Origin of the sequence: Streptomyces sp. NPDC060232, from assembly GCF_042726555.1 — a bacterium.
Taxonomy (GTDB): Bacteria; Actinomycetota; Actinomycetes; order Streptomycetales; family Streptomycetaceae; genus Streptomyces.
Map to the genome: position 1 here is coordinate 1 of NZ_JBHXAG010000003.1, position 7,203 is coordinate 7,203.

A 7,203-nucleotide genomic window follows, 5' to 3' on the forward strand; every position below is an offset into this window, starting at 1 on the left:
ATGTGGAAGCCCGGTAACGGGTGAAGCTGACTGGTACTAATAGGCCGAGGGCTTGTCCTCAGTTGCTCGCGTCCACTGTGTTAGTTCTGAAATAACGAACAGCTGTGATTTCAGCCAGCGTTCTAAATTTCATAGTGTTTCGGTGGTCATAGCGTTAGGGAAACGCCCGGTTACATTCCGAACCCGGAAGCTAAGCCTTTCAGCGCCGATGGTACTGCAGGGGGGACCCTGTGGGAGAGTAGGACGCCGCCGAACAATCATTGTGGGAAAGCCCCGCACCAGCCCGTTCAGGGTCCGGTGCGGGGCTTTTCTGCGTTCACGGGCCGGTCGGGTGACCCGGTGCCGGGGTGGGCACGGCGGAACCGCTTGGCGTCCGGTTACCTCCGTAATGTGGGTGTATGGGCTACGACCTTGTCATCTTCGACAACGACGGCGTGCTGGTGGACAGCGAGCCGCTCGCCAACAACGTCCTCGCCGGGTACCTGACCGAGCTGGGGCACCCGACCACCTACGAGGAGTCGGTCCGCGACTACATGGGGGCCTCCGTGCGCCGGGTGCACGAGCTCATCCTGGAGCGGACCGGGGAGCGGCTGCCGGCGGACTTCGACGAGACGCTGCACGCGCGGATTTGTGCCGCGTTCGAGCAGGAGCTGAAGCCCGTCCCCGGAGTGGAGGAGGTCCTCGGCGCGCTGACCGCCCACGGGATCGGGTACTGCCTGGTCTCCTCCAGCAGCCACGAACGGATCCGGGTCGGGCACCGGGTGGCCGGCCTCGACGGGTGGTTCGAAGAGGAGTGGATCTTCAGCGCGGACGACGTGGGCCTCGGCAAGCCGGCGCCCGACCTCTACCTGCACGCCGCACGGCACATGGGCGTCGAGCCCGCCCGGTGCGCCGTCATCGAGGACAGCCCCCGCGGGGTCCGGGCCGCCGCGTCCGCCGGGATGGACGTGTACGGGTACACCGCGCTGCTGCCGGCGGACGAGCTGCCCGGCGCCACCGGGTACTTCGGCGACATGATGCAGCTCCCGCTGCTCCTGCAACTCCCCGTGTGATCTCTCTACCCACGGGTAGCCCCGGGGCCTACGCTGACCCGCCATGACCGATGATGTGCGGCTGCGCCGCGGCCGCGGGGCCCTGGGGTTCAGCTTCTTCGTCCAGGGCGTCACCTTCGCTCTGCTCGTGACCCGGATCCCGGCCATCCAGGACCGGTACGGGATATCCGACGGGCTGCTGCCGGTCTTCCTCGCCGCCGTCCCCGTCCTCGCGGGCGTGACGAGCGTCGCCGCCGAGCACCTGGTCAAACGGGTCGCGCCCAGTGTCGTACTGCGGTGGGCCCAGCCGCTGGTCCTGCTGTCCCTGCTCGGGGTGGGGGCCGGCGAGCGGCTCTGGCACGTGGCGGTGGCTCTGGGGGCGTTCGGGCTGTCGGTGGGGGCGCTGGACGCCTCGATGAACATGCTGGGGGTCAGCCTGCAGCGGTCGTACGGACGCAGCATCATGCTGGGCTTCCACGCCGCGTACAGCCTGGGCGGGATCCTGGGGGCGTCGGCTGCCTGGTACGGGGCGCACGCGCACCTGGGCCTGTTCACCGGCTACCTGCCGGCCGTGGCCGTGCTGTTGCCGCTCGCGCTCCTGGGCAGCCGGTACTACGTCGACCGGGCGGGGCGCACCGCTTCGGACGGCCTGCCGGACAAGGGGCTGGGCGCCGGGAGGTTCGCGCTCCTGCTGCCGCTGTGCCTGGTCATGGCGTGCGCGTACATCGGGGACTCGACGGTGGCGAACTGGAGTGCCAAGTACCTCCAGGACGTGCTCGGGAGTTCGGAGCAGACGGCGACCGTCCCCTACAACGTCTACATGGTGACGACGCTGGTGGGGCGGGCCGTCGGGGACCTGGGCGTGCGGCGGTTCGGGGCCGTGGCCGTGGTGCGCGCCGGGACGCTGCTCGCCGCCTCCGGTTTCGCGGTCGTGGCGGCCGCGCCGGGGGTGTGGACGGGGATGCTCGGCTTCACGCTGCTGGGGATCGGGCTGTGCGTGATCGTGCCGCAGACCTTCGCGGCCGCCGGGCGGCTGTTCCCCGGGGCCTCCGACACGGCGGTCGCGCGGCTGAACATCTTCAACTACGTCGGGTTCCTGATCGGGTCGCCGCTCGTCGGTGCGGTCGGCGACGCCTGGAGCTACCGGGGCGCGATGCTCGTGCCGATGGTCCTCGTGTTGATCACGCTGTTCCATGCCCGCTCGTTCGGGCCGCGGGAGGCCCGATACGGTGTCGACCATGAGCGGCGAGCCGGTGACCGGGCTGTTGATGTGGGACGAGGCGGTAACGGGGTATGACTTCGGACCGGGCCATCCGATGGACCCGGTGCGCCTGGCGCTGACCATGGGCCTGGTGCGCGCCTTCGGGCTGGACCGGGCGATGGAGGTACGGGCGGCCCCCGCGGCCGGCGACTCGACGCTCAGGCTCGTCCACCGGGAGGACTACGTCACCGCGGTGCGCGAGGTGTCCGCCGACCCTGGTGCCGCGGACGGGTCGTACGGGCTGGGCACGATGGACGATCCGGCCTTCCGGGGGATGCACGAGGCGTCCGCGCTGATCGCGGGGCAGTCCGTGGCGGGCGCCGAGGCGATCTGGCGCGGTGAGGCCGAGCACGTGGTGAACTTCGCGGGCGGGCTGCACCACGCGATGCCGGGCGGGGCGTCCGGTTTCTGCGTGTACAACGACGCGTCGCTGGCCATCGCCCGGCTGCTGGAGCTGGGCGCGGAGCGGGTGGCGTACGTGGACGTGGACGTCCACCACGGGGACGGCGTGCAGGCCGCCTTCTGGGACGACCCGCGGGTGCTGACCGTCTCGCTGCACGAGCATCCGCGGACGTTGTTCCCGCAGACCGGCTGGCCGGAGGAGACCGGCGGTGCGGCGGCGGAGGGTTCGGCGGTGAACGTGGCGCTGCCGGCCGGTACCGGGGACGAGGGATGGCTGCGGGCCTTCCACGGAGTCGTGCCGGAGCTGCTGGCGGACTTCCGGCCGCAGGTGCTGGTGACCCAGCACGGGGCCGACACGCACTTCGAGGACCCCCTCGCCCACCTGGCGGTGTCCCTGGACGCCCAGCGGGCCGTGCAGGAGGCCTGTCACGGGCTGGCGCACGAGTACGCGGACGGGCGGTGGCTGGCGCTGGGCGGCGGCGGGTACGCGGTGGTGGACGTCGTGCCGCGGTCGTGGACGCATCTGGTGGGGATCGCCGCGCACCGGCCGGTGGATCCGGAGGCGGCGGTCCCGGCTGCGTGGCGCGACGAGGTGTACGCGCGGACACGGCAGTGGGCGCCGGGGCGGATGACCGACGGGCGCAGTCCGTCGTGGCGGGACTGGGACGCGGGCTACGACCCGGCGGACCGTACGGATCAGGCCGTTCTCGCCACGCGGCGGGCGGTCTTCCCGCTGCGCGGCATGCTGACCTGACCGCGGGGTGCGGACCTGATGCATCGTTACGCCAACTGTGGGGCTGTTCGCCGGAATTGATGACCCGACAGAGGTGTTGGGGGAGCATCGGAGGGTGTTGAGCACCGGCGCGCTGCGTGCGCATCTGCTGGCCGCCCGGTTGGCCGGGCCCGTCGCCACCTCCCGGGAGGAGAGCCTGCGCAGTTACCGGCTGTTCGCGGCGCGGGACCCGCGGGTGCTGCTGGGGCTGGACCCCGAGCGGAACTGGGGCGAGGGCGACCTGCTGAGGCTGATGGCGGACAAGTGCGGTGTCTCGGCGGATCCTTCGCACGTCAGCGGGCCGGACGTGATCGATCCGGAGCGGACGGTGGCCGCGCTGGAGGCGTTCGCGGGGCGGCTGCGGGAGGCGGCGCGCGCGCGGTCGCACGTGCTGTTAGGGACGGGTCATCCGCATCGGCTCCTGGGCTTCTACGCCGGATTGGCCGAGGCGATGTCGGCGGCGGGATGTGTTGTCCTCACCCCGGCGCAGGGGGCGTGTGTCGACATGGCGACCCGGTTCGGCGTACGCACGCACCGCATCGCCTACGTACGGGGGGTCGCACTGGTGCGGGAACCCGGCGTGCGGGCGCCGGGGAGTGCGACCGGCGTGCACAGCCATTCGCCCCTGCCGGTTCGGTTGGCGCTGGGGGCCCTCGCGGAGGCCGGCGAGCCGCTTCCGGACCTGGTGGTGGGCGACCACGGATGGGTCTGCGGCGCAGGTCAGCTCGGCGTGGAGGCGATCGGGCTGGCCGATACGGACGATCCCGCGCTGTTCGTCGGGGAGGCCGAGGGGCGGGTCTCGGTGGCCGTTCCGCTTGATGACGCCGTGCGATCGGACTATTACCATCCGCTTGCCCGGTTCGTGTTGGGCCGGGCGAGTCTGACGGGGCGACAGGAGTGGCCGTAGCTCCTCTTCCCCACTCGTATCACGCGCCCCTACTCTGGGGAGTGAGCGTGCGACGACGAGGAGTAACCGGAGGGGAAGCCGGTGCCCGTCATGCGCGGAAGGTCAAGGTGTGTCATGGCTGCTGGCGAGAGGCCTCTCAGTGAGGTTCAGTTCCTGACCGTGGCGGAGGTCGCCTCGGTGATGCGAGTGTCGAAGATGACCGTGTACCGGCTGGTGCACAACGGTCATCTGCCCGCAATCCGGGTGGGCCGGTCCTTCCGGGTCCCCGAGAACGCGGTCCACGAGTACCTCCGAGAGTCCTATGTGGGGGTGGAGTCGGCCTGAGACTGACGGGTCCTGACGCCTTCGTAACCCCTGGGAAGCACTCGGATTACGGGCTCGGAGCTTGGGCGGGTAGGCTAGGCCGACGTAGGTCGTGTGGGCCCAGACGCCCCGCACCAGTGAAGAGAAGTGAGCGAGGGTAGTCGTGGGCTCTGTTATCAAGAAGCGGCGCAAGCGGATGGCTAAGAAGAAGCACCGCAAGCTGCTCAAGCGCACCCGCGTCCAGCGCCGTAACAAGAAGTAAACGGCAGCTGTACGTGTTCTCCGCAGCCCCTCCACCATCCTTGGTGGAGGGGCTGCGGTGCAGCCGGGTACTTCTTCGAGGGAGGCGCTGAGCTTGTGGGGAAGGTCGTACTCGTCACCGGGGCTGCCCGGCAGCTGGGCGGCCGCTTCGTGCGCCGGATCCAGCGCGACCCGGAGGTCGAGCGGGTGATCGCGGTGGACGCCGTGGCACCGCCGCACCGGCTGGGGTCGGCGGAGTTCGTCCGTACGGACATCCGGCAGTCGTCGATCGCCAGGGTCCTGGCCGAGCACGCCGTGGACACGGTGGTCCATCTGGCGGTCACCGGGGGCCGGCCGGTCGCGGGCGGCGCGCACAGCGCCGTCAAGGAGACCAACGTCATCGGGACGATGCAGCTCCTCGGCGCCTGCCAGAAATCACCGACGGTACGGCGGCTCGTGGTGAAGTCCAGCACCAGCGTGTACGGGGGCACCCCGCGGGATCCGGCCGTCTTCACCGAGACCACGCAGCCCAAGTCGCTGCCGTCGGGCGGCTTCGCCAAGGACGCTGCCGAGGTCGAGGGCTACGTACGGGGCTTCGCGCGCCGGCGGCCGGACGTCGCGGTGTGCGTGCTGCGCTTCGCGAACATCCTGGGGCCCTTCGCCGATTCGGCGCTCGCCGAGTACTTCTCGATGCCGGTGATGCCGACCGTGCTGGGCTACGATCCGCGGCTGCAGTTCGTGCACGAGGACGACGTGCTGGAGGTGCTGCGGCTGGCCGCGCAGGAGCCCCGGCGCGGAACGCTGAACAGCGGGACCTTCAACATCGCGGGTGACGGCGTGCTGCTGCTGTCGCAGTGCTCGCGGCGGCTCGGGCGGCCCACGCTGCCGCTGCTGCTCCCCGCGCTCACCTGGGTGGGGTCCGCGCTGCGGGCGGTCGGGGCCGCCGACTTCTCGCCCGAGCAGATGAGGCTGCTCACGCACGGCCGGGTCGTGGAGACCACGCAGATGCGCGAGGTCCTCGGCTTCGAGCCGCTCTACACGACCGCCGAGACCTTCGCGGACTTCGCGCGCAGCCGGGGCAGCGGGCTGCTGCCGCCCGAGCGGGTCGGGCGGGCCGTGGACCGGGTGGCGGCCATGCTGGATGCCGAGGGCCCGCGGGACGACGTCGAGACGGTTGAGGGAGCGAGACGATAGTGGCGGACGCCAAGGTCATTCCGTTCGACGAGGACCGGCCGCGCCGGCGGATGCCCCGCCGGGTGCGGGCGGTGCCGGCGGCCGAGCCGGTCGCGCAGGATTCGGCCGCGCCGGAGCCGGAGGCGGCCCCCGCGGAGCGCGGGGACGGCTGGGACCGGCGGATCGCCGGCGGGCTGGCGTTCCTGCGCCGACGGGTCACCGGGGAGTACGAGGTCGACGACTTCGGCTACGACAAGGAGCTGACGGACCAGGTCCTGATGTCCCTGATGCGGCCGCTGTACGACAAGTACTTCCGGGTCGAGGTCAAGGGCATCGAGAACATCCCGGCCAAGGGCGGTGCGCTGATCGTGGCGAACCACTCCGGGACGCTGCCGCTGGACGGGCTGATGCTGCAGGTGGCGGTGCACGACCACCACCCGGCGGAGCGTCACCTGCGGCTGCTGGCGGCGGACCTGGTGTTCGTGCTGCCGGTGGTCAACGAGCTGGCCCGCAAGGCGGGGCACACCCTGGCGTGCGCGGAGGACGCGCAGCGGCTGCTGGAGGCCGGGGAGCTGGTCGGTGTCATGCCGGAGGGCTTCAAGGGGATAGGGAAGCCGTTCGGAGACCGGTACAAGCTTCAGCGGTTCGGGCGCGGCGGGTTCGTGTCGACGGCGCTGCGGGCGGGCACACCGATCGTGCCCTGCTCGATCGTGGGCGCGGAGGAGATCTACCCCATGGTCGGGAACGCGAAGACGCTGGCGCGGCTGCTGGGGATCCCGTACTTCCCGATCACGCCCACCTTCCCGTGGCTGGGGCCGCTCGGGGCGGTGCCGCTGCCGACGAAGTGGACGATCCAGTTCGGTGAGCCCATCCCGACCGACGGGTACGCCGCGGAGGCGGCGGAGGACCCGATGCTGATGTTCAACCTGACGGACCAGGTGCGGGAGCAGATCCAGCACACGCTCTACAAACTGCTGGTGCAGCGCCGGTCGGTGTTCTTCTGACGGTGGTGGGGCGGGGGGGGGGGCCCCCGCCCCCCCCCCCCCCGCGCCGGCGCCCCCCCACCCCCGCCACCCCCCCCCCCCCCCCCCCCCGCGGGCGGCCCCCCACCAGG

General features: G+C 71.3%; 8 protein-coding genes and 1 rRNA gene. All 9 read left to right on the top strand.

What is annotated here, in order from left to right:
• The first annotated feature begins 138 nt into the window (after positions 1-138).
• The 9 genes from rrf to ACFWFZ_RS06160 all read left to right on the top strand — a co-directional run bounded on the left by rrf (position 139) and on the right by ACFWFZ_RS06160 (position 7,093).
• Positions 139-255, top strand: a 5S ribosomal RNA gene (gene rrf / locus ACFWFZ_RS06120).
• A gap of 143 nt (positions 256-398) precedes the next feature.
• Complete coding sequence (locus ACFWFZ_RS06125; RefSeq protein WP_387117359.1) at positions 399-1,052, top strand: HAD family hydrolase; 654 nt, start codon at positions 399-401, stop codon at positions 1,050-1,052.
• Between the two features lie 43 nt (positions 1,053-1,095).
• Positions 1,096-2,328 carry an MFS transporter gene (locus ACFWFZ_RS06130; protein ID WP_387117362.1) on the top strand — a complete coding sequence of 411 codons (1,233 nt, stop codon included), beginning with the start codon at positions 1,096-1,098 and terminating at the stop codon, positions 2,326-2,328.
• The gene (locus ACFWFZ_RS06135) at positions 2,300-3,448 is read left to right on the top strand and encodes an acetoin utilization protein AcuC (RefSeq protein WP_387118357.1); all 1,149 of its coding nucleotides are present in this window, start codon (positions 2,300-2,302) and stop codon (positions 3,446-3,448) included. The genes ACFWFZ_RS06130 and ACFWFZ_RS06135 overlap by 29 nt, the downstream gene beginning before the upstream one ends.
• A gap of 94 nt (positions 3,449-3,542) precedes the next feature.
• A complete protein-coding gene (locus ACFWFZ_RS06140) occupies positions 3,543-4,373 on the top strand; it encodes a phosphatase (protein WP_387117365.1) in 831 nt (276 codons plus the stop codon).
• Between the two features lie 114 nt (positions 4,374-4,487).
• On the top strand, positions 4,488-4,697 hold the full coding sequence (locus tag ACFWFZ_RS06145; RefSeq protein WP_008738568.1) for a helix-turn-helix domain-containing protein: 210 nt from the start codon (positions 4,488-4,490) through the stop codon (positions 4,695-4,697).
• 142 nt (positions 4,698-4,839) lie between these two features.
• Positions 4,840-4,938 carry a 30S ribosomal protein bS22 gene (locus ACFWFZ_RS06150; RefSeq protein ID WP_003948845.1) on the top strand — a complete coding sequence of 33 codons (99 nt, stop codon included), beginning with the start codon at positions 4,840-4,842 and terminating at the stop codon, positions 4,936-4,938.
• A 95-nt stretch (positions 4,939-5,033) separates the two neighbouring features.
• Positions 5,034-6,110: an NAD-dependent epimerase/dehydratase family protein gene (locus ACFWFZ_RS06155; RefSeq protein WP_387117368.1), complete on the top strand. Its 1,077-nt coding sequence runs from the start codon at positions 5,034-5,036 to the stop codon at positions 6,108-6,110.
• Positions 6,110-7,093 carry a lysophospholipid acyltransferase family protein gene (locus tag ACFWFZ_RS06160; protein WP_387117371.1) on the top strand — a complete coding sequence of 328 codons (984 nt, stop codon included), beginning with the start codon at positions 6,110-6,112 and terminating at the stop codon, positions 7,091-7,093. The genes ACFWFZ_RS06155 and ACFWFZ_RS06160 overlap by 1 nt, the downstream gene beginning before the upstream one ends.
• The last annotated feature ends 110 nt before the right edge of the window (positions 7,094-7,203 follow it).